This is a genomic window from Nocardioides panaciterrulae (assembly GCF_013409645.1).
In the GTDB taxonomy this organism is placed as follows: domain Bacteria; phylum Actinomycetota; class Actinomycetes; order Propionibacteriales; family Nocardioidaceae; genus Nocardioides; species Nocardioides panaciterrulae.
Map to the genome: position 1 here is coordinate 1,898,540 of NZ_JACCBG010000001.1, position 23,508 is coordinate 1,922,047.

The 23,508-nt window shown below is 72.9% G+C and carries 25 protein-coding genes; 12 read left to right on the forward strand and 13 right to left on the reverse strand.

Annotated features, from left to right (window positions below; translation table 11 throughout):
* Positions 1–173: 173 nt before the first annotated feature.
* Entirely contained in the window at positions 174–410 is a 237-nt protein-coding gene (locus tag BJZ21_RS08860) for a hypothetical protein (RefSeq protein WP_179663398.1), read from the reverse strand.
* Between the two features lie 385 nt (positions 411–795).
* On the opposite strand from BJZ21_RS08860, the gene BJZ21_RS08865 reads away from it, so the two are divergent.
* Positions 796–2,148 (forward strand): HNH endonuclease, encoded by a 1,353-nt coding sequence (locus BJZ21_RS08865; RefSeq protein ID WP_179663399.1) that lies wholly within the window; start codon positions 796–798, stop codon positions 2,146–2,148.
* A gap of 40 nt (positions 2,149–2,188) precedes the next feature.
* Here the strand turns inward: BJZ21_RS08865 and BJZ21_RS08870 are convergent, their stop codons facing one another.
* Positions 2,189–2,806, reverse strand: a complete 618-nt coding sequence (locus BJZ21_RS08870; RefSeq protein WP_179663400.1) for a TetR family transcriptional regulator — start codon at positions 2,804–2,806, stop codon at positions 2,189–2,191.
* 127 nt (positions 2,807–2,933) lie between these two features.
* Between BJZ21_RS08870 and BJZ21_RS08875 the strand changes: the two genes are divergently transcribed.
* Genes BJZ21_RS08875 through BJZ21_RS08885 form a run of 3 tightly spaced genes read left to right on the forward strand, consistent with a single transcriptional unit; the run spans position 2,934 to position 6,073 of the window.
* Entirely contained in the window at positions 2,934–4,202 is a 1,269-nt protein-coding gene (locus tag BJZ21_RS08875; protein ID WP_179663401.1) for a glycosyltransferase family 4 protein, read from the forward strand.
* On the forward strand, positions 4,189–4,959 hold the full coding sequence (locus tag BJZ21_RS08880; protein ID WP_179663402.1) for a class I SAM-dependent methyltransferase: 771 nt from the start codon (positions 4,189–4,191) through the stop codon (positions 4,957–4,959). Before BJZ21_RS08875 ends, BJZ21_RS08880 begins: the two co-directional genes overlap by 14 nt.
* Positions 4,952–6,073 carry a prenyltransferase/squalene oxidase repeat-containing protein gene (locus tag BJZ21_RS08885; RefSeq protein WP_179663403.1) on the forward strand — a complete coding sequence of 374 codons (1,122 nt, stop codon included), beginning with the start codon at positions 4,952–4,954 and terminating at the stop codon, positions 6,071–6,073. Before BJZ21_RS08880 ends, BJZ21_RS08885 begins: the two co-directional genes overlap by 8 nt.
* On the opposite strand, the gene BJZ21_RS08890 is transcribed toward BJZ21_RS08885, so the two are convergent.
* Positions 6,066–6,728 carry a class I SAM-dependent methyltransferase gene (locus tag BJZ21_RS08890; RefSeq protein WP_343052057.1) on the reverse strand — a complete coding sequence of 221 codons (663 nt, stop codon included), beginning with the start codon at positions 6,726–6,728 and terminating at the stop codon, positions 6,066–6,068. The genes BJZ21_RS08885 and BJZ21_RS08890 overlap by 8 nt on opposite strands.
* A 63-nt stretch (positions 6,729–6,791) precedes the next feature.
* Here BJZ21_RS08890 and BJZ21_RS08895 point away from each other — a divergent pair, with 63 nt between their 5' ends.
* Positions 6,792–7,916: a DNA glycosylase AlkZ-like family protein gene (locus BJZ21_RS08895; protein WP_179663404.1), complete on the forward strand. Its 1,125-nt coding sequence runs from the start codon at positions 6,792–6,794 to the stop codon at positions 7,914–7,916.
* A 4-nt stretch (positions 7,917–7,920) separates the two neighbouring features.
* Complete coding sequence (locus BJZ21_RS08900) at positions 7,921–8,208, forward strand: DUF1905 domain-containing protein (RefSeq protein WP_179663405.1); 288 nt, start codon at positions 7,921–7,923, stop codon at positions 8,206–8,208.
* Positions 8,209–8,224: 16 nt separating this feature from the next.
* Here the strand turns inward: BJZ21_RS08900 and BJZ21_RS08905 are convergent, their stop codons facing one another.
* The 3 genes from BJZ21_RS08905 to BJZ21_RS08915 form a co-directional block, all read right to left on the reverse strand.
* On the reverse strand, positions 8,225–8,404 hold the full coding sequence (locus BJZ21_RS08905) for a hypothetical protein (RefSeq protein ID WP_179663406.1): 180 nt from the start codon (positions 8,402–8,404) through the stop codon (positions 8,225–8,227).
* Positions 8,405–8,494: 90 nt separating this feature from the next.
* Positions 8,495–9,742: an alpha/beta hydrolase gene (locus tag BJZ21_RS08910; protein ID WP_179663407.1), complete on the reverse strand. Its 1,248-nt coding sequence runs from the start codon at positions 9,740–9,742 to the stop codon at positions 8,495–8,497.
* Between the two features lie 58 nt (positions 9,743–9,800).
* A complete protein-coding gene (locus tag BJZ21_RS08915) occupies positions 9,801–10,538 on the reverse strand; it encodes a dienelactone hydrolase family protein (RefSeq protein WP_179663408.1) in 738 nt (245 codons plus the stop codon).
* Positions 10,539–10,564: 26 nt separating this feature from the next.
* Between BJZ21_RS08915 and BJZ21_RS08920 the strand changes: the two genes are divergently transcribed.
* From BJZ21_RS08920 to BJZ21_RS08935, 4 genes are read left to right on the forward strand one after another with little or no spacing between them, the layout of a single operon-like run.
* Positions 10,565–11,092 carry a 2'-5' RNA ligase family protein gene (locus BJZ21_RS08920; protein ID WP_179663409.1) on the forward strand — a complete coding sequence of 176 codons (528 nt, stop codon included), beginning with the start codon at positions 10,565–10,567 and terminating at the stop codon, positions 11,090–11,092.
* 23 nt (positions 11,093–11,115) lie between these two features.
* Positions 11,116–12,102: a hypothetical protein gene (locus tag BJZ21_RS08925; RefSeq protein WP_179663410.1), complete on the forward strand. Its 987-nt coding sequence runs from the start codon at positions 11,116–11,118 to the stop codon at positions 12,100–12,102.
* Positions 12,103–12,139: 37 nt separating this feature from the next.
* Complete coding sequence (locus BJZ21_RS08930; protein ID WP_179663411.1) at positions 12,140–13,114, forward strand: magnesium transporter CorA family protein; 975 nt, start codon at positions 12,140–12,142, stop codon at positions 13,112–13,114.
* A 31-nt stretch (positions 13,115–13,145) separates the two neighbouring features.
* Positions 13,146–13,751 carry a flavin reductase family protein gene (locus BJZ21_RS08935; RefSeq protein ID WP_179663412.1) on the forward strand — a complete coding sequence of 202 codons (606 nt, stop codon included), beginning with the start codon at positions 13,146–13,148 and terminating at the stop codon, positions 13,749–13,751.
* 10 nt (positions 13,752–13,761) lie between these two features.
* On the opposite strand, the gene BJZ21_RS08940 is transcribed toward BJZ21_RS08935, so the two are convergent.
* Genes BJZ21_RS08940 through BJZ21_RS08950 form a run of 3 tightly spaced genes read right to left on the reverse strand, consistent with a single transcriptional unit; the run spans position 13,762 to position 15,676 of the window.
* Positions 13,762–14,145, reverse strand: coding sequence for a cupin domain-containing protein (locus BJZ21_RS08940; protein WP_179663413.1), 384 nt, complete (start codon positions 14,143–14,145; stop codon positions 13,762–13,764).
* A gap of 30 nt (positions 14,146–14,175) precedes the next feature.
* A complete protein-coding gene (locus BJZ21_RS08945) occupies positions 14,176–15,099 on the reverse strand; it encodes an AMIN-like domain-containing (lipo)protein (RefSeq protein WP_179663414.1) in 924 nt (307 codons plus the stop codon).
* A gap of 4 nt (positions 15,100–15,103) precedes the next feature.
* Positions 15,104–15,676 carry a TetR/AcrR family transcriptional regulator gene (locus BJZ21_RS08950; protein WP_179663415.1) on the reverse strand — a complete coding sequence of 191 codons (573 nt, stop codon included), beginning with the start codon at positions 15,674–15,676 and terminating at the stop codon, positions 15,104–15,106.
* A 344-nt stretch (positions 15,677–16,020) separates the two neighbouring features.
* Here BJZ21_RS08950 and BJZ21_RS08955 point away from each other — a divergent pair, with 344 nt between their 5' ends.
* A complete protein-coding gene (locus BJZ21_RS08955) occupies positions 16,021–18,093 on the forward strand; it encodes a M4 family metallopeptidase (protein ID WP_343052058.1) in 2,073 nt (690 codons plus the stop codon).
* 39 nt (positions 18,094–18,132) lie between these two features.
* Here the strand turns inward: BJZ21_RS08955 and map are convergent, their stop codons facing one another.
* Positions 18,133–18,906, reverse strand: coding sequence for a type I methionyl aminopeptidase (gene map, locus BJZ21_RS08960; protein WP_179663416.1), 774 nt, complete (start codon positions 18,904–18,906; stop codon positions 18,133–18,135).
* Between the two features lie 257 nt (positions 18,907–19,163).
* Between map and BJZ21_RS08965 the strand changes: the two genes are divergently transcribed.
* The gene (locus tag BJZ21_RS08965) at positions 19,164–21,317 is read left to right on the forward strand and encodes a DEAD/DEAH box helicase (protein ID WP_179663417.1); all 2,154 of its coding nucleotides are present in this window, start codon (positions 19,164–19,166) and stop codon (positions 21,315–21,317) included.
* A gap of 45 nt (positions 21,318–21,362) precedes the next feature.
* Here the strand turns inward: BJZ21_RS08965 and BJZ21_RS08970 are convergent, their stop codons facing one another.
* From BJZ21_RS08970 to BJZ21_RS08980, 3 genes are all read right to left on the reverse strand, one after another.
* The gene (locus tag BJZ21_RS08970) at positions 21,363–21,914 is read right to left on the reverse strand and encodes a hypothetical protein (RefSeq protein WP_179663418.1); all 552 of its coding nucleotides are present in this window, start codon (positions 21,912–21,914) and stop codon (positions 21,363–21,365) included.
* Positions 21,915–22,027: 113 nt separating this feature from the next.
* Positions 22,028–22,699, reverse strand: coding sequence for an MBL fold metallo-hydrolase (locus tag BJZ21_RS08975; RefSeq protein ID WP_425490536.1), 672 nt, complete (start codon positions 22,697–22,699; stop codon positions 22,028–22,030).
* A complete protein-coding gene (locus tag BJZ21_RS08980) occupies positions 22,693–23,412 on the reverse strand; it encodes a maleylpyruvate isomerase family mycothiol-dependent enzyme (RefSeq protein ID WP_179663420.1) in 720 nt (239 codons plus the stop codon). Before BJZ21_RS08980 ends, BJZ21_RS08975 begins: the two co-directional genes overlap by 7 nt.
* Between the last annotated feature and the right edge of the window lie 96 nt (positions 23,413–23,508).

Here is a 23,508-nt window from a genome sequence, read left to right on the forward strand (position 1 = left end):
CCTTGTAGAGGTTGGGAGTGTGGAAGGGGCGGTCGTGGCGCGAGGGCGGAAGCCGAAGTACGTCGCACGATGTCCCGCCGCGGTCGGCACACCGACATCGACCCCATCCTCGGCTACCTGCGCCCGCCCGGCCGGCAACACCGATGACTCGTGCGACCCAACCGGTTCAAGCGCTAGGCCGAACGGAGCTCCGACTGGCGAGCAGCTGCGCGGCGCACGTGCTGGAACGCCGCAACGACCCCGATGATGACGGCTGCGCCTGCGGCAGCCACGAGCCAAGCGGGTACGCCGACGTACAGCGCGAAGAACGCCACCAGAGCAAGCACGAACGCTCCCACCAGCAGAGCCAGGGACGCCACCGCGCCCAAGACGAAGCGCGCGGTGCGGGTCGGAGACGTCAACTCGTTCACGGGACCTACCGTGCCCACTGGTGCCGGTTCTGGCAATGCCTTCGGCGCCGACAGGCCGCACGTCGAGATCGCCGCCTCGGGTGACCTCAACTGCCACGCTGGAGCTCACCAGCCACCCTGGGCCCGGCAGAGGCGCCGAACAAAACACAGCCATCCAAGTGGTTTGCCGAACTCGCGACCTCTTGCCGAACTCCGCGGCAGGAGCGAGGGTCCTCCCAGGCGCGCACAACGAGGCAGATCCCGTAGACGCCACCCGGCCCGAGTGACCTGGTGCTGCTCATGACGCAGGTGGCCGGAGATTTCTTTACTTTCGATTTGGCTGGTCCTGTGCAACAAGTGCGGTTCTGGGCCCCGGGGTGTCGGTGCCGGGTGCTTGCATGGATGCATGTTGATCACCGACCCGGCCGGCGAACCCGTGGAGCTCGACGAGCTCGACGGTGACGCCACCCTGTCGGTGCTCACGAGCCTGAAGGTCCAAGCGCGGGCGGTCGAGCGGGACAAGCTACGGGTCGTGGCCCACTGGTGCGTACTGCACCCCGCCACCGCCGAGGACGGGGTCGCCACCTGGGACCCCTCGGGCCTGCCCGGCGTGCTGGGCCAGGAGGAGTCCCTGGGTGGCGATGGGTGTCCGCCGGTCGCGGCGTTCACCCCCGAACCCCTGGCCGCCACCCTGGGGATCTCCAAGCACGCGGTGCGCCAGCTGATCGCCGACGCCCTGGACCTGGGCCACCGGCTGCCCCGCTGCCGGCGGCGGGTCGAGGCGCTGGAGGTGGAGGCGTTCAAGGCCCGCCGGGTCGCCCAGCTGACCCACCCGCTGTCGCAGGCGGCCGCAGCCCAGGTCGACGCCGCCCTGGCCCCGGTGCTGCACTCGTGCTCGTTCGCGGCGATCGAGCGTGCCGTCGCGGCCGCGATCGCCGCGCACCATCCCGAGCTGGTCGCCGAGCGGGAGGCGAGGGGCAAGGACGCCTGGGACGTCACCCTGGGCCACCCCGGCCCGGCCGATTTCGCGGGCACGTCCTGGCTCGAGGCGACCGGGGACACCTTGGACCTGACCGCGTTCTACGACCGGGTCGGCCAGATCGCCGCCGACCTCGCCGACGCCGGGGACACCGACCCCCTCGGGGCCCGGAAGGCCAAAGCCCTCGGGGTGCTGGCCCGCCAAGGCCTCAACGACGACCAGCCGGATCAGGCTCCACCGGCCCAGTCGAAGCCGCCGCGCTCGCGGAAGCCGAAGACCCACCTGTTCATGCACTTCACACTGCTCGAGGCACTCGGCCTCGCGGTCGATGACGAACTGGTGTGCGGACAGGTCGAGAAGCTCGGCCCGGTGCTGGAGGAGGCCATCCGGGCCTGGTTGGCCGGCTCCGAGGCGGTCATCACCCCGGTGTTGGACCTCAACCGGTGCTGGGCCGTGGACGGCCACGACATCCCGGCTGCGATGCGCGAGCAGGTCGTCCAACGCGACAAGCACTGCGTGCACCCCTACTGCGCCACCGACGCCCGGGCCTGCGACCTGGACCACATCACCCCCTACCGCCCGATGGACGAGGGCGGGCCACCCGGCCAGACCAACCCCGACAACCTCGCCCCCCTCTGCAGGCGACACCACCGCGCCAAAACCAGCGGCCGATGGCGCTACCGACGCGACCCCACCACCGGCAACTACCACTGGACCGGCCCCCACCACCGCCACTACCTCACCACCCCCCTCGGCACCCTCGAGCACCAGCCCAACTGACGCGCCATGAGGGCGCCGGCGCGCGCGCAGATGTCTCGCGTCAGTCGCGCAGCAGCAGCCGGACGGCGACGTCCATGTGCTCGGTCACCTCGTCGGCGGAGGACCGGCCGGTCACCCAGCCGACCAGCGCGGAGAGCCAGACGTCGATGATCACGCGCGCGATCGCCGCGTCCTCCGCGGTCGGCCCGGCGGCGTCGGGACGCATCGCGCGGGTCAGCATCGAGGTCAGCAGGGCGCCGACGGTGCGGATCTCGTCCTGCACCGTGGCGTCGGCGAACATGAAGGCCCGGGTGAGCGCCTCGGTCAGGTGCGGGTCGCGCTGGAGATTCGCGTTCGTCCGGCCGAGCAGGCACATCACCCGCTCTTGTGCGGTGGCACCCGGCACCGGCTTCTCCAGGGTGACGGCCTCCGCCCGCTCGAACTCCCGGGCGAGCGCGGAGACCAGCAGGTGGATCTTGGAGGGGAAGTAGCGGTAGAGCGTGCCGAGCGCGACGTCGGCCCGTTCGGCGACCGTGCGCATCTGGACGGCGTCGAAGCCGCCCCCGGACGCGAGCGCGATCGTGGCGTCGAGGATCCGGCGGCGCCGGTCGCGCTGTGCCGGGGAGCCCAGCTCCTCAGCGGTCAGCGAGCTGGCGCGACTGCCGGGGCCACCGCCCATCTGTTCCCTCCTGAGGTGTCCGTCCACGGCCTGGACGGACGACCTAGGCTAGCAACCTGGGGACCATGATAAGAACAGGTTCCACTTCGTCCGGCACGGACGTTCCCACCCAGAGAGGTCGTGGCGGATGCGGATCGCACTGCTGTCCTACCGCAGCAAGCCGCACTGCGGGGGACAGGGCGTCTACGTCCGGCATCTCAGCCGCGAGCTGACGAACCTCGGCCACCGGGTCGAGGTCTTCTCCGGCCAGCCGTATCCCGAGCTCGACCCCGGCGTCGAGCTGACCAAGGTGCCCAGCCTCGACCTCTACCGCGAGCCGGACCCGTTCCGGGTCCCGCGGCTGGGGGAGTTCCGCGACCGCGTGGACGTGGAGGAGTTCCTCACCATGTGCACCGGGGGGTTCCCGGAGCCCAAGACGTTCAGCACCCGGGTCGCCAGGATCCTGCGGGAGCGCGTCGACGACTTCGACGTCGTGCACGACAACCAGGTCCTCGGCTACGGCATGCTCGAGATCGAGGAGATGGGGCTGCCCCTGGTCACCACCCTGCACCACCCGATCACCTTCGACCGCCGCATCGACCTCGCCGCGGCCCCGTGGCGGCGCAAGCTGTCGCTGCGGCGGTGGTACGGCTTCCTGCGGATGCAGGGCAAGGTGGCCCGCCGGGCGCGCCGCATCCTGACGCCCTCGCAGGCGTCCAAGCGCGACATCGTCGCCGACTTCGGCGTCGACCCGGCCCGCCTGCAGGTGATCCTGCTGGGTGTCGACGACGGCTTCGTCCCGCCCACGAGCCCGCGGGTCCCCGGCCGGATCCTGGCCATGGCCAGCGCCGACATGCCGATGAAGGGCATCGCCACCCTGCTGGAGGCCTTCGCCAAGCTGCGCACCGAGCGGGACGTCGAGCTGTTGCTGGTCACCAAGCCCCAGCCGGGCGGCCGCACCGAGCAGCTCATCGACCGGCTCTCGATCGGCGACGCCGTCCGGTTCGTGCACGGGGTCAGCGACGCCGAGCTCGTCGAGCTGATGGGCTCGGCCGAGGTCGCCTGCGTGCCGTCGCTCTACGAGGGCTTCTCGCTGCCGACCGCCGAGCTGATGGCCTGCGCCACCCCGCTCGTGGCCTCCCGGGCCGGCGCGATCCCCGAGGTGGTGGGCGAGGACGGCGAGTGCGCCGACCTGGTGACCCCGGGGGACGTCGGCGAGCTGGAGGCGGCGCTGGCGGCCCTGCTGGACGACCCCGAGCGGCGCCGGCGGATGGGCCGGGCCGGCCGGAGGCGGGTGGAGGAGATGTTCAGCTGGCGCGCGGTTGCGGCAGCCACCGCCGCGGCGTACGAGGAGACGATCGAGGAGTACCACGCCTCGAGGGGCGCGACCGACGAGGAGACCGATGCTGACCGTTGACTTCGACCGCCTCGGCCTGGAGCCGGGCGACCGGGTCCTCGACATGGGTTGCGGGGCCGGCCGGCACGCCTTCGAGGCCTACCGCCGCGGCGCCGACGTGATCGCCTTCGACCAGGACGCCGACGAGCTGGCCGGCGTGCGCGAGCTGTTCGCCGCGATGAAGGAGGCCGGCGAGGTGCCCGACGGCGCAGAGGCCGACGTCAAGGAGGGCGACGCGCTGGCGCTGCCGTTCGCGGCCGGCGAGTTCGACCGGATCGTGGCGGCCGAGGTGCTCGAGCACATCCCCGCCGACATCCAGGCCATCGAGGAGCTCGTGCGGGTGCTCCGCCCCGGAGGCACGATGGCGGTGTCCGTGCCCCGCTGGCTCCCCGAGATCGTCAACTGGAAGCTCTCCGAGGACTACCACAACGTGCCCGGCGGGCACATCCGGATCTACTCCGACAAGGAGCTGATCGGCAAGCTGGTCAACGCCGGCCTCGAGTACGCCGGGAAGGACTACGCCCACGGGCTGCATTCGCCCTACTGGTGGATCAAGTGCGCCGTCGGCGTGCAGAACGACGAGCACCCGCTCGCGAAGGCCTACCACCGGCTGCTGGTGTGGGAGATCATGAAGCAGCCGCGGGTGCTGCGGCTCGCCGGCAAGGTGCTCGACCCGTTGATCGGCAAGAGCCTCGTGCTCTACCTGCGCAAGCCCGAAGACGGGCCCGAAGACAAGCCCGAAGACAAGCCCGGAGAAGTGACGACCGCCGATGTCTGACGCGCTGGCACGGATCCCGCACGTGGCAGGCGTCCTCGGCCCGGAGCAGGTCGCCGAGACCGCTGCGTCCATCGCGGCCATGCAGGAGCCCTGCGGTGCGGTGCCGTGGACGACCGGTGAGCACACCGACGTCTGGAACCACGTCGAGGCGGCGATGGCGATGCTCGTCGGTGGCCAGGTCGAGGCCGCCGAGCGGGCCTACGCATGGGTGCTCACGCTGCAGCGTGCCGACGGCTCGTTCCCGATGAAGATCGTCGACGGCCGGGTGGAGAACGCGTGCGGTGAGACCAACATGTCCGCCTACCTCGCGGTCGGCGTCTGGCACCACTGGCTGGTGCGCCGCGACCTCGACTTCGTGCGCCGCTCCTGGCCCGCGGTGCGCGCCGCCCTGGACTGGGTGGTCTCGATGCAGCTGCCGTTCGGCGGGATCTCCTGGCTGCAGGACCGGGTGGACGGCCGGCCGGGGGGTCGCCTCGAGGAGGCGCTGCTCGCCGGGTCGTCGAGCATCTACCAGTCGTTGCGCGCCGGGGTCGCGATCGCCGACCTGATGGGCGAGCCGCAGCCGGAGTGGGAGATCGCCGGCGGCCGCCTCGGCCACGCGGTGCGCGAGCACCGCGACCTGTTCCTGGACAAGTCGACCTACTCGATGGACTGGTACTACCCCGTCCTGGGCGGCGCCGTGCGCGGCGACGCCGGCCGGGCGCTGGTTCGCAGCCGCTGGGAGGAGTTCGTGGTCGACGGGCTCGGCATCCGCTGCGTCGACAGCAACCCGTGGGTGACGGGCGCCGAGACCTGCGAGCTCGCGATGGCTCTCGACGCGCTCGGCGACCCCGCGGCCGGCGTCCGCCTGCTCGCGGAGATGCAGCACCTGCGCGACCCCGACGCCGCCGGCCGCTACTGGACCGGTTACGTCTACCCCGACGAGGTGCACTGGCCGCCGGAGTGGACGACCTACACCGCCGCGGCCGTCGTCCTCGCTGTCGACGCGCTGGGGGAGACCCACGGGCACGCCACCGAGGGGTCCGGGATCATGCGGGGCACCTCCCTGGCGCCCCACTTCGCCGAGATCGCGCTGGAGTGTGGCTGCCCGTCGGCCGACCCCTCGCTCAGGTGACGGGGTCCCCGGCCTCTCCCCGCACCCGCCGCAGCACCCGCACCGACCCCAGCGCCTCGACCTCGGCGAAGTCGCCGCTGTCCAGCGCGCGCACGAACACGTCGTACGGCGGCCGCCCGCCGTCGGCCGGGTCGGGAAAGACGTCGTGGATCACCAGCAGCCCACCGGCCATGATCCAGCGGGCCCAGCCGGTGTAGTCGTTGTGGGCGTGGACCTCGGCGTGCCCGCCGTCGATGAACAGCATCGACAGCGGGGTCCGCCACCAGCGAGCCACGGTCGTGGACCGGCCGACGACGGCCACCACCTGGTCCTCCAGTCCCGCGTGCGCGAGCGTGGTGCGGAAGGTCGGCAGCGTGTCCATCAGGCCGAGCTCCGCCACCACCAGCGTCGGGTCGTGGTGCTCCCAGCCCGCCTGGTTCTCCTCCGAGCCCCGGTGGTGGTCGACGGTGAACACCGTGCCGCCGACCTCGCGGGCCGCGGCGCCGAGGTAGATCGCCGACTTCCCGCAGTAGCTGCCGACCTCGAGCACCGGCCCGTGCGGCAGCCGCTCGCGGGCCGCCCGGTGCAGCAGCAGACCCTCGTCCTCGGGCATGAAGCCCTTGGCGCGGCGGGCGTGGTCGAGGAGGTCGGCGGGCATCGGGCTGGTCTCCGGCACCTCGGCAGCCTAGCCAGGGATGAACGGCTGCCGACCGTCGGCGCGGTGCCCTAGCCTGCCGGCATGGCCGTCGCCCACGAGCTCTCCCGCACCGAGGCGCGGCGGGTGGCCGTGCGCGCGCAGCTGCTCACCGCCGACCGGCCCACCGACCTGCTCGAGCTGGTCGAGCACCTGACCATCCTGCAGCTCGACCAGACCAACGCGGTCGCCCCGAGCGCCGACCTGGTCGCGTGGAGCCGGCTCGGGTCGGCGTTCCGGCCGGCCGACCTCGAGGACGCGCTCGCCGAGGGGCGCCTGGTCGAGCTGGACGGGAGGGCCCGACCGGCGGGTGACATCGCGCTGTTCCGTGCGGAGATGGCGGCCTGGCCCGGGGTCGGGGAGCCCAAGGAGTGGGAGCACCACGTCGCGCAGTGGGTCCGCGACAACGACGAGTGCCGCCGCGACATCCTCGAGGCGCTGCGGGCCGACGGGCCGCTCCCCGCCAGGGCTCTGCCCGACACCTGCGTGCGGCCCTGGCGCTCGAGCGGGTGGAACGACCACAAGAACGTCCAGCGACTGCTCGCTATGATGGTGCAGCGAGGCGAGGTGGCGGCGGCCGGCCGGGAGGGGCGGGACCGGCTCTGGGACCTCGCCGACCGGATCTACCCCGACGACCCGGTGGTGCCGCTCGAGGAGGCCGCGCGGCAGCGGGCCGCGCGGCGGCTGCGGTCCCTGGGGATCGCCCGTGCACGGGCGGCGGTGACGCCCGGAGAGCCCAACGACGTGGGCGAGGCGGGGGAGCCCGCGGTGGTCGAGGGGCTGCCCGGGAAGTGGCGGGTGGACCCGGCCTACCTCGACACCGCCCCGTTCGCGGGGCGCACGGCGCTGCTGTCCCCGCTGGACCGGCTGGTCTTCGACCGCAAGCGGATGACGGAGATCTTCGCGTTCGACTACCAGCTGGAGATGTACAAGCCGGTGGAGAAGCGACGCTGGGGCTACTGGGCGATGCCGATCCTCCACGGCGACCGGCTGGTCGGGAAGCTGGACGCGAGTGCCGACCGGCCCGAGGGGGCGTTCGTGGTGCACGCGGTGCACGAGGACGAACCCTTCGACGCCGCGACGACCGCAGCGGTGCGCGCCGAGATCGAGGAGCTCGCGCGGTGGCTCGACCTCGACCTGGTGATGCCGCCCGGGACGTCGGGGGGCTGAGCAGATGGAGCTGGAGTTCACCGGGGAGCTGTGGTTCTGGCGCGGGCCGGCGCCCTGGCACTTCGTCAGCGTGCCCGAGGAGGACTGCGAGGAGCTGCAGGCGACCTCGGCCCTCGTCACCTACGGCTGGGGGATGATCCCGGTGGGAGTCCGGATCGGCGCGACCCGCTGGACGACCTCGCTGTGGCCCAAGGACGGCGGCTACGTCGTGCCGGTGCGCAGCGACGTGCGGCGCGCCGAGGGGCTCGAGGTGGGCGACCGGGTGACGGTGCGGCTGACCGTCGGCGCGTGAGCCCTCAGGGGGCCGGTCAGTGCAACGCCTTGAACGCGTCGTAGACCATGAACGCCGGCCAGACGATGCCCTCGAGCACCGCCAGGCCGTGGGCCCAGAAGCCGTCGGCCTGCTGCCAGAACCACACCCACGCGCCGAAGATGCCCAGGCCGTAGAGCGCGCCGCCGCCGGCCGCGCCCGCGTTGGAGTTCGCCATGCCTCCATGGTCGCCTCGGCGGGTGGCCCGGGCGTCATGTGAATTGAGGGTTCCGGACCACGGCTCGCCGGACGGCGCCTCGAGGGAGGGTCAGGCGCGGTCGCGCTCGTGGCGGTAGAGGTTCCAGTGCCAGTGCAGGTAGCGGTCGACCGCGCGCACGATGTGGGCCGAGCGGATCGACGGGAAGACGTCGAAGGCGTGCTGGGCCCCCGGCAGCTCGGCGTACACGACCGAGCGCTTGGACACCGCGCGCAGCCGATCGACGAACAGCCGGGCCTGGGCCAGCGGGACGAGGGTGTCGCGGGTGCCGTGCAGCACGAAGAAGTCGGGCGCGTCGGGGGTGATCCGCAGGATGGGCGAGGCGGCCTCGAAGATCTCCGCGTCCTCGGTCCAGCGGCGCTGCACGATCCGGGGTGCGAGGTAGGTGTCGCGCATCAGCTCCATGGTGCGCACCCCGGTGGAGCCGGCGAAGTCGTAGACGCCGTAGTGCGGCACCGCCACCGAGACGCTGGTGTCGGCGCTCTCGAAGCCCGGCTGCCAGGTGGGGTCGTTGGGCGTGAGTGCGGCGAGCGCAGCGAGGTGGCCGCCCGCGGAGCCGCCGGTGATCGCGAGGTACGACGGGTCCCCGCCGTAGTCGGCGATGTGCTGGCGGATCCAGGCGATCGCACGCTTGACGTCGACGATCTGGGCCGGGAAGGCGTCCCGCGGGGCGAGTCGGTAGTTGATCGCGACGCAGACCCAGCCCTTGGCCGCGAGGTGCTGCATCAGCGGGATGCCCTGCTGGTCCTTGCTCCCGAGCGTCCAGCCGCCCCCGTGGATCTGGAGCAGGACCGGCGCGTCGGCCAGCTGTCGCCCGGCGGGACGGTAGACGTTGAGCAGGCCCCGCTTGCCATGACGGGGGTCGTAGACGACGTCACGCTCGACGAGCACCGCGTCGTTGCGGACGCGGAACGGGTTGACCAGCTGCCGCCACGGGGTCGCCAGATCCGCCGGGGTGGGGCGGGTGTCGAGGTGGTCGACGTAGTCGGCGCCGAGGGCCTCGACCAGCGCGTCCTCGGCGTTCTTCTGGACCCGGCGGCTCTGGTCGATGAGGAACGCCATGCCCGCGACGTTCGCGGCCGCCAGGACGAGACCGGCGGGCCCGCGGCGTCCGCGGCGCCGGTCCAGCGCGAGGTGGGTGGCGGTGTCGGCCGCGGTCAGCGCCAGCAGCTGCGGCGCCAGCTCGCCGGTCAGCCAGCCGGCCAGGAACGCCGGGATGGCCACCCGGAAGCCGGGCACCGGGCGGATCGCGTTCGCGGTCAGGGCTGCGGTGACGATCTGGCGGCGCAGGAACGACATGACCCCGACTCTAGAACACGTTCTCGACCGCGCCCGGCAGGCGCATGCCGGCAGCCTGTCAGACGCCGCCCCTCAGCCGCTCGGTGAAGAAGGCCAGCACCCGGTCGACGCCCTCCTGCTGGCGGTGCTCGGTCAGCGTGGAGTGACCCTTGCCCGGGAACTCCACCCGGATGAACTGCTCGCCGAGCTCGTGGGAGAGCGTGTCGAACCGGGTGCCGGTCGCGGCGTCCTCGCGGTAGCGCAGCCCGAGCACGGCGCAGCCGTCGGCCGCCCGCTGTCTCACCGTCGCGAGGTCGCCGGGGGAGAGGTTGAGGTCGGCCCGGCGGGCGCGCCCGATCGGGAACGGCAGGCTGGGCTGCGCGACGACGGGCGCGACCACCGAGGGGTCGACCATCATCGCCAGCGCGAAGCCGCCGGTGAAGCACATGCCGAGGGCGCCGACCCCGGGGCCGCCGAGCTCGTCGTGCAGCTCACGGGCGAGGCTGCGCAGCCAGGTGGCGATCGGCGAGGTGCGCCCGGCCGCCATGGTCGTGAACTCCCTGCTCACGCACACCCGCGGGATCGTCCGCAGCATGGCCGCGGCGGTGATGTCCGCACCTGCCTCGCCGAAGAGCTGCGGCATCACGACCGTGAAGCCGGCGTCGACCACCTCCTCGGCGAACGCGACCACCTTCGGGGTGATGCCGGGGATCTCGTGGACGAGCACCACTCCCGGTCCGGATCCCCGGCGCCAGGTCGGATGGGTCACGTCGCCGGCGGTGTGCGAGCCGCGGCTCCAGCTGTCGAGCAGGGCCATGGGGTGAGTATGGGTAGTTTCAGCGCATGGTGGAAGGGGTGCACGTGAGCGGCCCGATGCACTCCCTCGAGCTGCTGCCCGACGAGGAGGGCCGGGCCGTCGTACGACGGGACTGGCAGGCGCTGCGGGACGCGGGCCTCCCCTCCCAGCTCGACCACCGGGGCCCGACGAACGCGCCGCACCTGACGGTGCTGGCCGCGCCGGCGATCGACGCCCGGGCCGAGGCGGTCGCCGTCGAGGTGCTCGGGCCGCTGCTGCCGCTGCGGGTGCGCGCCGCCGGGCTGGTGCTCCTGGGCGCCCGGCGGGTCACCGTCGCCCGCGTCGTCGACGTCGAGGAGCCGCTGCTCGAGGCGGTCGTGCGGGTGCGGGCCGCGGTGCCCGACCTGCCGCGGCAGGGCTGGCTGCCGCACGTGACGCTCGCGCGCCGGCTGGAGCGCGGGGACGTGCAGCGCGCGGTCGACCTGCTGGGCCACGAGGACGTGGTGCTCACGCTCACCTGCCTGCGGCACTGGGACCCCACCGCGCGGACCGTGACCGAACTGGCCCGCGGCTGAGCGGAGTGCGGCACGATCAGCCCATGAGGCCCGCGAACGCGCCGCGCTTCCGGAGAGGAACCGACCACGTCGAGTCGTGGTTCGTGCGCGCCAACGACCCGCAGCGGGCACGGGCGCTCTGGCTGAGGTCGACCGTGCTGACCCGGCGGGACGGCGACGCCGTGGCCGAGGCGTGGTGCAGCGTGTTCGACGACACCCGCACCCTGGCGTTCCGGCAGCAGGTCCCGCTGGCGGACGCGTCGTACGGCGCCGACGGGTCCAGTCGCGTGGGCCCCCTGCGGCTCGGACTGGCCGGCGACGGGGGCAGCAGCAGCGGCGAGCTCACCTCGGTCTCGGGACCGGTCCGGTGGGACCTCGCCTTCCGACGCGTTCCGGCCCCGCTCGGGGCGCCGATGTGCCTGCTGCCCCACGAGCGGCTCGTCGACGCGCCGTTCCCGCGCAACACGCTGCTGACCCCGTTCCCCGTGGCGACGTTCTCCGGCCGGCTGGCGTGGGGCGAGGACGAGTGGGACCTGACCGGCTGGACCGGGATGCAGGGACACAACTGGGGCGCCGCGCACAGCCCGGAGTACGCGTGGGCCCAGTGCGTGTTCCCGGACGACGACGCGGTCGTGGAGGCGGTCTCGGGACGGATCGAGCTCGGTCGCCGGGCCTCGCCGCTGGTCTCGATGCTGGTGCTGCGCCGCGACGGGGAGGAGCTGCGCTTCGACCGGCTGCTCGACCTGTGGCGGCAGCGGACCCGGATCGACTTCCCGCGGTGGTCGCTGACGATGCGCGGCCGAGCGGGGGAGGCCCGCCTGGAGGTGCGGGCCGACCCGGCGGCGACGGTCTGCCTCGGCTACGACAACCCCGCGCGGGCGCGCAGCTACTGCCTGAACTCCAAGACCGCCCGGGTCCGGCTCGAGGTCCGGCCCCGCCGCGGCCCGGCGTACACGCTGGAGAGCGAGCACGGCGGCGCGTTGGAGTTCCTCCGCGCCGAGCCGCTGCCCGAGGTGCAGCCCGTGGTCTGAGCCGCCGGGTCGGGGCCGGCGGCGCATACTCGACCGCATGGTGCGCACGCGGTGCTACCGGGGCGGGGTCCTCGTCGACGAGGACTTCGCGCTGGCGCGGGTGTCCGACCTCGTGGGGGAGCCGGGATCCCTGGTGTGGGTGGACCTGTGCGGCCCCGAGGCGGCCGCCGGGCTGGTGCAGGTGGCCTCGGAGCTCGGGCTGCACTCGCTCGCGGTCGAGGACGCGACGAGCGGGCGGCAGCGGCCGAAGTTCAGCCGGTTCGAGGGCCACGACTTCCTCACGGCGTACGCCGTCAGCCTCGACAACCGCACCGGCACCCTGACGACCCGCCAGGTCTCCGCCTTCGTGACGCCGACCGCGCTCGTGACCGTGCGCACCGACGACGGTTTCCCGCTCGAGACGCTGCTGGCGCGGTGGGACGAGAACTCCGAACTGACGCGGCTGGGCGTGGGGGCGCTGCTGCACGGCCTGCTCGACGTCATCGTCGACGGACACTTCGAGGCGGTCGGAGTGCTCGACGACGACATCGAGGCGCTGGAGGACCTGCTCTTCGACGACCGGCCGCGCGACCGGGACGTGCAGCGACGCAGCTTCGAGCTGCGCAAGAGCCTGGTGCGGCTCCGGCGCGTGGTGCTGCCGATGCGCGAGGTCGTCAACACCGCGATGCGCCGCGACATCGGGCTGGTGCCCCCGGAGCTGGCGCCGTACTTCCAGGACGTCTACGACCATGTGCTGCGGGCCGCGGAGTGGACCGAGAGCCTGCGGGACCTGGTCGCGACGATCGTCGAGACCAACCTGACCATCCAGGGCAACCGGCTCAACGTGATCACCAAGAAGGTGACGAGCTGGGCGGCGATCATCGCGGTGCCGACCGCGATCACCGGGTTCTACGGCCAGAACCTGCCCTACCCCGGCTTCGCCCGGGAGTCGGGCTTCGTCACCTCCACGCTGCTGATCGTGCTGATCTCGGGCGGCCTCTTCTGGATGTTCCGGCGCCGCGACTGGCTCTGAGCACCAGCCGGGGGATGACTACGGTAGGGGCATGGCGTCGGAGACCGGTCGGAGCGGGCCCACCTGGGACCAGATCACCGACTGGATGGGTGACCCCGGCGTCGACTTCGAGCTGTGGCCCGGCGAGACGGCCGAGGTGCACGCCGGCGACCAGGCCGGGCTCACCGCCGCCCGCCGCTTCCGCGACGTGCTCGGACGTTTCGCCTCCGGGGTCACCGTGGTGACCGGGAGCAGCGACGGGCGGCCGGTGGGGCTGACCTGCCAGTCGTTCTCGAGCGTCTCCCTCGACCCGCCGCTGGTGCTCTTCGTCGCGGCGAAGACCTCGCGCGCCTGGCCGCTGATCCAGCGCTCGGGCCACTTCTGCGTGAACTTCCTCGGGGCCGACCAGGCGCGGGTCTCCAACGTGATGGCCAGCCGTGGCGTGGACAAGTTCGCCGCCGTCGGGTGGGCGCCCTCGCCGGCCACCGGGTCGCCGGTGCTCGACGGGGTCCTGGGCTACGTCGACTGCACGATCCACGCCGTGCACGAGGCCGGCGACCACCACATCGTGGTCGGCCGGGTGCTCGACCTGGGCAGCGCCGAGGCCACGGAGCCGCTGTTGTACTACCGGGGCCGCTACACCACGACGGAGGGCTGAGCCGGGCGGCTCAGCCGTGGTGCGGGGGCGGCGGGGCGTCTACGTTGACGGTCGGGATGCCGTCGCCGGCGCGGGCGATCACCACGACCGAGGGCTCCTGGCCGGGGTTGGACTCACGGTGCACGGTGTGCGCCGGGACGTGCACGAAGTCCCCGGGACCGGCCTCGACGTAGCCCTCGCGTCCCTCGAACTCCAGGCGCAGCAGCCCGGAGACGACGTACAGGCTGGACTCGTTCACGTCGTGGTGGTGCCAGCCGGAGGTGGTGCCCGGGTCGGTCTCGAGCCGGCCGGCCCACAGGCCGGGCGCCAGGAAGGCGAGCGTGCGGTGCATGCCCGGGGTCGGGTCGGCCGGCTGCAGGTCGGTGGACCGGACGACGCGCAGGGGTTCGCTCATGGGGTCAGTCTTCCGTGTCCTGTCAACGCCTCACGGCTCCAGGCAGGCGGGGATGGAGTCGCTGTGGCCGCGCGGTCGTTCGGTGTGTCCCTGCGGGTCGAGGAGCTTCACCCAGCGCACGGTCGGGAACTGCCGCAGCGTCGGCAGCACCTCACCCGCGAGCGTCACCGTGGAGCCGCCGCTGTTGCAGCCGCCGGTCATCCGGGTGCGTGCCACGCGGTCGCGGATGGACGGCCCGGTCAGCCCGGTGGCCCGCGACCGGAGCAGCCGGAGGCCGGCGGCGCGCTCGCTGCCCAACGGGCCCGCGAACAGCCGGTCGAGCACGCCGCGCGCCGGAGAGGTCGGGATCACCGGGCGCGTGACCGACCGGAAGAAGGGCTCCTGGTTGGCGACGAACGCGTCGTGGTCGAAGAAGAAGACCCGGCGGGGCACGGTCCGGAACGCGGCGCGGACGTCCACGACGATCCGGTCGGGGTGGTGTCGCCGGGTCACGTGGAACGGCGTGCGCTTGGCCAGACCCAGCCCGAAGGTGGTCACCGCCTCGAAGTCGCCGGCCCGGACCGCGGTCATCACGTTGGGCAGCGCGAACGCCGTCCGCCCCGCGACGGTCGGTCCGCTGGTGTCGTGGGCGTCGGCGCGGAAGAACCTGACCCCGAGGATCGCCCGGCCCGGGATCCACAGCCGCCGGCCGGAGCCGTCCTGGATCAGCTCGCGGGCGTAGTGGACCCGGACGTTCCCCGGCAGTCCGCCGGTGAAGTCGAAGACCACGCGGTCGAAGGCGGGCCGCCCGGCCGGGTCGTGGTGCGCGGCACGGATGCCGACGAGGACGGGGTTGGGGTTCGGCTGGGCCGCTGACTGGGCCGCTGGTTGGGCGGCTGACTGGGCCGCGGGGGCGGCGGTCAGGACCGAGGAGAGGGCCAGGGTGGCGGCGGCGAGGAGCGCGGTGTTCTTCACGCACTCACGTTCCGTCCGGCGTCCCCGGGCGGTCAGGGGCCAAGGTCCTCGGGCCGCCGAGGAAGGTCTCCATGAGGTGGACCGCCTGCTCGGTCGACATGTCCGGGCCCGGTGTGCACAGTGAGTGACGGAGGCCGTCGAGCACCGTCCGGAGCAGCTCCAGGTCGGGCCGGGACCAGGTCTGGCCCGTCATCACGTCGAGCATCCTCGGCTCCTCCGCTCGCCGGTCCTCGATCGCGGAACGGACGTACTCGTTGCTCCTGGCGAGCTCGCACATCGCGAGCCAGAACCGGGTCTCGCCGCGCTCGTCGTCGTCGCGGGGCAGCAGGCCCGCCAGCCCGCGTGAGTCGAACCGCACCCACATCGCGTCGTGCCACCTGCGGCCGAAGTGATGGGCGGCGATGCCCAGCATCCGGTCCCGACCGCCCCAGCCCTCCACGAGGGCCGCGGAGCTCACCCTCGATCGGCGGGCCACTCCACGCAGGGTCGCCGCTGCGAGCCCACCCTCGGCGACGAGCTCCACGAGGGCGCCGACGACTGCTCCGCGGTGGCTGTCGTAGTCGATGAGCTTGGGCATGTTCCGATCACAGCACGGTCCCGCGCGCCCTGCGGCCGGCCATCCACAGGCCTCGGCCCTCGCCGGAGCGGGGCTCGCTCCGGGGTGTACGTACGTGCGTACACCCCGGAGCGCCCTATCGGTCCGGTCGAGCCGGCGGGCCGCACCGCTCGCCAGACCTGCACCTTCGTGCACTGCACAGTTCCGCACGTCGGATCCGTTGACCGCCCGGCGTCCCGGCCGCGAGAGTTCCCGCGGTTCCCGTTCTCGGGTGGAACTCCTTGCGTGACTCGCGGGGCTGGAGCCGGCACCACAACCCCCTCTCGGTGGGCCCGCGATCCGGGCCCCGACCCAAGGAGTGTCGAGTGAGAAGACTCGTCGCAGGGGCGTCGCGCAAGCTGGTCCTGGCCAGCACGACCGCCCTCGTCACCGCGTCCGTCCTGGCCGCGGTCCCCGCCGCCAGCACGGCGGCCAGCACGGCGGCCACGGCGCACCATCCGCCGACCCGCACCGAGCCCGGCTCGGCGCGGGCCGAGGCGGCCCGATCGGCGCAGCAGCTGGTCCGGACCCGGCCCGCCCTGCTGCACGCCAGCCCGTACGACGGCTTCCGCGCCCAGCCCGTCGTCGTCTCCTCGGGCGGCCTGCAGTACGTGCCCTACGAGCGGACCTACCGCGGCCTGCCCGTCGTCGGCGGCGACTTCGTGGTCGCGACCGACCGGTCCGGCAACGTCCTGGGCACCACCGTCGCCCAGTCCCGCGCGGTCCACCTGCGCACGATCGAGCCCGCGGTCGCGGAGGCCGCCGCCCGGCGCACCTCGGCCGGCCAGGTGCGGCACGCCGCGGTCGGCGACACTCGCCTGGTGGTGCTCCAGCAGGGCTCCTCCCGGCTGGCCTGGGAGACCCTGGTCACCGGCACGCGGCACGGGGAGCCGTCGCGGCTCTCGGTCTACGTCGACGCCCGCGACGGGAAGGTCCTCACGACCACCGAGCACGTCCTGGAGGGCACCGGCGGCTCGGCGTACGCCGGGACGGTCTCGATCCCGACCAGCGGGTCCGGCTCGTCGTACTCGATGAGGGACAACAACGCCTCCAGCCTGGTCTGCCAGGACGCGGCCACCGACACCACCTTCACCGGCAGCGACGACAGCTGGGGCAACGGCGACGCCACGAGCCGCGAGACCGGCTGCGTCGACGCCTTCTACAGCGCCGAGGAGGAGCGGCAGATGCTGTCCTCGTGGCTCGGCCGCAACGGCATGGACGGCTCCGGCGGCTGGGTGCCGATCCGGGTCGGACTCAACGACGTCAACGCCTACTACGACGGCACCCAGGTGCAGGTCGGGCACACCCAGTCCGGCGGCAGGTGGATCGGCGCCATGGACGTCGTCGGCCACGAGCTCGGCCACGGCGTGGACGACCACACCCCGGGCGGGATCTCCGGGGGCAACACCCAGGAGTTCGTCGCGGACACCTTCGGTGCGTCGACCGAGTGGTATGCGAACAACGGCGTCGACAGGCCGGACTTCACCGTCGGTGAGCGGGTGAACCTCGTCGGCAACGGGCCGATCCGCTACATGTACGACCCGTCGCTGGCCGGTGACGACAACTGCTACTCCTCCTCGATCCCGAACGAGGAGGTGCACGCCGCGGCCGGGCCCGGCAACCACTGGTTCTACCTGCTCGCCGAGGGCAGCAGCCCGACCAACGGCCAGCCCACCAGCCCGACCTGCAACGGCAGCTCGGTGAGCGGCATCGGCGTCTCGAAGGCCATGAAGATCATGTACAACGCGATGCTGATGAAGACCTCGTCCTCGTCCTACCTGAAGTACCGGACCTGGACGCTGACGGCCGCCAAGAACCTGTACGGCGCGTCGGGCTGCACCGAGTTCAACGCGGTCAAGGCGGCGTGGGACGCGGTCAACGTGCCGGCCCAGAGCGGCGACCCGACCTGCACCACCGGCGGTGGCGGCGGGGGCGGTGGCACCAGCTGCTCCGGCCAGCTGTTCGGCAACCCCGGCTTCGAGACCGGCTCGGCCGCCCCGTGGAGCACCTCCAGCGGCGTCGTCGACAGCTCCACCAACCAGCCCGCGCACAGCGGCAGCTGGAAGGCCTGGCTGGACGGCTACGGCACCACGCACACCGACACGCTGAGCCAGTCGGTGTCGATCCCGAGCGGGTGCCGGGCGACGCTGTCGTTCTACCTCCACATCGACACCGCCGAGTCCACCGGCTCCACGGCGTACGACAAGCTCACCCTCAAGGCAGGCTCGACCACGCTGGCGACCTACTCGAACCTCAACGCGGCCTCCGGCTACACGTTGCGCTCGTTCGACGTCTCCTCGCTGGCCGGCCAGACCGTGACGATCGGCTTCACCGGGAAGGAGGACAGCTCGCTGGCCACCGGGTTCGTCATCGACGACACCGCGCTGACCCTGGGCTGACCCTGGGCTGACGCTGGCTGACCCTGGGCCTGACCGGGGTCAGCCGGCGTCGCGCGCGGTGAGCACGACCGGGTCGCCCTCGGTGATCGCGACCGTGTGCTCCATGTGCGCGCCCCGGGAGCCGTCCGCGCTGCGCAGCGTCCAGCCGTCCGGGTCGGTGACGATCTCGTCGGTCGTGTGCAGGAACCACGGCTCGATGGCGATGACCAGGCCGGGGCGCAGGGGGAACCCGCGTCCCGGCCGGCCGTCGTTCGGCACGTGCGGGTCACCGTGCATGGTGCGCCCCACCCCGTGGCCGCCGAACTGGGTGTTGATGCGCAGCCCGGCGGCCCGGGCCACGCCGGCGATCGCGTGGCCGATGTCCCCGACCCGGTTGCCCACCCGGGCCGCCTCGATGCCGGCCGCGAGGGCGCGGTCGGTGACCTCGATCAGCCGCAGGTCCTCCTCGCGCGGGGTGCCGACGACCAGGCTGTACGCCGAGTCCGAGACCCAGCCGTCGACGCTGGCGGCGAAGTCGACGCTGAGCAGGTCGCCGTCCCGCAGCGTGTAGTCGTGGGGGAGCCCGTGCAGCACCGCGTCGTTGACGGACGTGCACAGCACCTTGCCGAACGGCGAGGCGCCGAACGACGGGTGGTAGTCGATGTAGCAGGACTCCGCGCCCCGCTCGCGGATCATCTCGTGCGCCAGCGCGTCGAGGTCGAGCAGGTTCACCCCCACGTCGGCGGCTCCGGCGAGCCGGGTGAGGACGTCGGCGACGAAGCGCCCGGCGGGGCGCATCTCCTCGATCTGGGCGGCGGTGCGGAGCTCGATCACGACCCCGACCCTAGAGCCTGGCCGGCAGTCTCAGCGGGTCGGCTCGGTCCCCGCGTCCCGGCGCGGTAGAGTGGAGGACAGCAGCCACCCCTGCTGACCATGCGGCCGTCCCCGGTGCTCACCGGGTCGCAGCCGGTCGCACCGGGTGTGGCCGGAGGTCTCGCGGCCTCCACTCTCGTCGCCGGTCCGTCGAGGACCGGCAACGGTGCCGCCGTACTGCCGTGGCCCTCGGGCCAGGCACTCCGAAGGAGGAGCCATTGCCTCGACGAGGCCAGCGCCGTTCCGGCGCGACCCGGACCGCGCCGCGCCAGCAGCGCGGTCGTGACCTCGACAACGAGGGCATCATCCCGGTGCTCGCCCGTGCCGTCCGCGACGTCGAGAACGGCGTCCAGCGGGGACGGGTCGGCCCGTCGCTGCGGACGAAGTTCCAGGTGGTGGCGCTGCTGGTGCGCGAGGAGCGCGCCCACGTCAAGGCGGACACCGAGAACACCGAGGCGCACCGCGCCGAGCAGCTCAAGCGCCTGGACGGCGTCGCCACGATCCTCGCCAAGACCGCGGCCCGCGAGCCGTCGCTGCTCGCGCTGCTGGCCGAGGACGTCGTCCTCTCCGACGACGCCAGGTCGCTGCGGCGGGAGATGCTCGAGGCCGGCGGCGTCGAGCAGCCGGCCGAGGAGCTGGTGCCGGCCGCGGCCACCGAGACGGCCGACGGCGTCGCCACGCCTCGCCAGGTGGTCCCGCAGTCGGTGGTCTCGCGGCAGCTGGCCAACCCCTTCCTGGTCCCCGACTTCACCGGCCTCAAGCCCGGGTCGGGCCGCGCGCGCCGCCTCGCCGGCTGGGAGCTGATCGGGCCGCTGCTGCGCTCCTTCGAGTACGCCACCGGTGGTGGCACGGCCAGCATGCCGCTGCCCGAGCCGACGCCGTTGTTCCTGCCGCACGGCCGGGAGCTGATGAGGCACCAGGGTGAGGTGGTCGCCGCCGCCGAGGCCGGCCACCGGACGTTCCTCCTCGCCGACGAGCCCGGCCTGGGCAAGACCGCCCAGGCGCTGCTGGCCGCGCAGGCCGCGGACGCCTACCCGCTGCTCGTGGTGGTCCCCAACGTGGTCAAGACCAACTGGGCGCGCGAGGCCGGCCTGTGGACCCCCGCCCACCCGGCGACCGTGATCCACGGCGACGGCCAGGACGTGGACGGCTTCGCCGACATCGTCGTCGTCAACTACGAGGTCCTCGACCGGCACGTCGGCTGGCTCGGGGAGTTCGGGTTCCGCGGGATGGTCGTGGACGAGGCACACTTCATCAAGAACAAGACCTCCCAGCGCTCCCGCAACGTCCTGCAGCTCTCCGAGCGGATCCGGGCGCGCATGGTGCGGCCGCTGCTGATGGCCCTGACCGGCACCCCGCTGATCAACGACATCGACGACTTCCGCGCGATCTGGCAGTTCCTCGGCTGGACCGACGACAAGGTGCCGCTCGGGGAGCTGATGGACGCGCTGGAGGAGATCGGGCTGACCCCCGCCGACCCCGGCTTCTATCCGAACGCACGCCGCTGCGTGATCGACCGCGGCATCGTCCGTCGGCGCAAGGTCGACGTGGCTGCCGACATCCCGGCCCGCCGCGTGGCGGACCTGCCGGTCGAGCTCGACGACGAGATGGGCCGCTCGATCCGCCAGGCGGAGCGCGAGCTCGCCAGGCGTCTCGTGGCCCGCTACCACCAGGCGCTGGAGACCCGCACGTCCGGCGCCGTCGTCGACGGCATCGACCACGAGCTGGTACGCCGGGTCGCGACCTGGGAGCGCGAGGACACCGACAGCTCGCCGACCGGTGAGAACGTCTTCACGATGATGCGGCACATCGGCCAGGCCAAGGCCGGCCTCGCCGCCGACTACGCCGCCCAGCTGGCCCGCAGCGTCGGGAAGGTCGTCTTCTTCGCCAAGCACGTCGACGTGATGGACGTCGCCGAGGAGACCTTCGCCCGCCGCGGCATCAAGTACGCCTCGATCCGCGGCGACCAGACGCCGAAGGCCCGCCAAGCCGCCATCGACGCGTTCACCGAGGACCCGGACGTGCAGGTCGTGGTCTGCTCGCTGATGGCGGCGGGCGTCGGCCTGAACCTCCAGGTCGCGTCGAACCTGGTGCTCGCCGAGCTGTCGTGGACCGACGCCGAGCAGACCCAGGCGATCGACCGGATCCACCGGATCGGCCAGGAGATGCCGGTCACCGCGTGGCGGATCATCGCCGCCCAGACGATCGACTCCAAGATCGCCGAGCTGATCGACAGCAAGGCCGGCCTGGCCGCCCGCGCGCTCGACGGCTCCGACGAGGAGGTGTCGTCGTCGGCCGACGTCCAGCTCGAGGCGCTGGTGGCGCTGCTCACCGAGGCGCTGGAGAGCGAGCGGGCCGCCGCGGTCGCCTGAGGTCAACCGAGCGAACCGAACCGGGCGAACCGGGCCGACCGGCGGTCAGCCCCGGGCGATCCACGGCGTGAAGCTGCGCCTCTGGCCGAGCCAGTCCACCAGCCCGTGGCTGGTGCCATCGGTCCGGGTGCCCGAGGCGCGTACGGCGAGACGGACCGCGTCGGGGGTCCCGAGCGCGGCGCTGGAGATGCGCACCCGCGCCTGGTCGGCGCGGTAGCGGATCCGCAGGATGTAGTCGCCGTTCTCCACCGGGTCTCCCCACGTGTCGCGGGCGAATCCCTCGGTCTCACGGAGCACGTAGTCGGTGCCCTCGTAGAGCCCGGCCGAGAACACGTACTCGGGGCCGCGGTTGGACCTGTCGGTGTCGATGAAGATCGTCTCGCTGGAACCCGTGGCCGGGTCGCGGCGCAGGTTCTCGTGGTAGGTCGTGACGTGGAGGGTCGGCTTCGCGTACCGGACCTGGACGGCCAGGATGTCCGAGCCGTGCCCGGTGTCGCGCGGGTCGTCGATCCCGTAGAGCTCGGCGCTGGCCGGGCCGGCGAGGCCGATGGTGAGTGCGGCGGTCGACAGGGCGACGGCCGGGAGGGTCTTGCGCATGGCGATCTGGTCCTTCGTGCGTGGAGCGGCTGGTGGCCCTGTCGGGCGAGTCCCCGGGTCGGGGACTCGGTGGTGTTACGCCCGGGGTGCCGGCTCGGTTGCATGCACGGTCGTCACCAGCCGCGGGCGCGCCACTCCCCGAGTCGAGGCCGCTCCTGGCCGAGGATCGAGTCGTTGCCGTGCCCGGGGTAGAACCACGTGCTGTCGGGGAGCCGCTGGAAGATGCGCGCCTCGAGGTCGTCCATCAGCCTCGTGAAGTCGGCCTCGTTCGTCGTCCGGCCCGGACCACCGGGGAAGAGCGAGTCGCCGGTGAACAGGTGCGGGTGGCCGCTCGGGTCGTCGTACAGCAGCGCGATCGAGCCGGGGGTGTGCCCGGCGAGCGCGATCACCTCGAGCGTGCAGTCGCCGACCGCGACGGTGTCGCCCTGGCGGACCTCGCGGGTGACCGGCACCCCGGTCTGCTCGGTGACCGACACCGCGTCGGGAGCACCCACCACGACCGCCGCGCCGGTCGCGCCGACGACGTCGGCGAGCGCCCGGTGGTGGTCCCAGTGCCGGTGGGTCGTCACGACCGCCGCCAGCCCCGCGTCGCCGACGAGGGGGAGCAGCCGGTCGGACTCCGCGGCCGCGTCGATGAGCACCTGCTCGCCGGTCCGGCGGCAGGCCAGCAGGTAGCAGTTGTTGGACATCTCCGGGTCCACCGCGAGCTTGGTGATCCGCAGCGCGTCCAGCTCCCGGACGTCCGGCTCACCGCCCGGCGTCACCTCGCCCGTGTAGGTCACCAGCCCTCGATCCCCGGCAGCTCGCCGTCGCTCGTCAGTCCCTCGCCACTCCCGCGCCCGGTGAGCCACCAGGCCAGGTCCGCGGCCGTGCCCGAGACCGTCGGCCCCGCCTCGGCGCCCGCGCCGAAGGTCCACGACCGGTCCAGGTCGGTGGCCCGCCCGGTGAAGGGGGTGCTCCAGGAGTCCCGCTTGCGCATCGAGTCGACGACGGAGGCCGCGAACACCGGCGGCCAGTCGGCCGCGGTGTAGCCGACGTCGAGGTCGGCGTGGTGGATCTCCACCTCGGACAGCCGCATCCCGGGGGCGGTGGCGGCCCGGAACGTCCGGGCGCCTCCCGGGACCCGTTCCAGGACGGCCCCGCCGAGGTCCTCGGGGACGGCGCCGATCGCGTCGGCGAGCTCCGTGGTCGCTCCCAGCAGCCGGTCGCGCAGCTCCGCCGGGTCGGCCGAGGCCAGCTCGTCGATGTCGCTGTTCCGGGCCTCCTGGGAGCGGTACATCGGCGTCGGCTCCCCGGCGACGAGACCGCGCAGCGCGCCCGTGAGGCCCTCGGCGTTCAGGACCAGGTGCGCGATCACGTGCGCCCGCGACCAGCCGGGGAGCCCGCTCGGCCGAGCCCAGGCCTCGTCCTCGAGACCGTCGACGGTGCGGATCAGCCGCTGCGAGGCCTCGGCGAGGAGATCGGGGGCCGGCTCGGTCGCCGGGTGGGAGGGCACCATGACCCCATCTTGTCACTCACCGGGCTCACCCGCTCGGGTGCACGATGGTCGCACCGTCGGTGGCGCGTGCCATTGTTGGGACTGTTCGTTCCACGC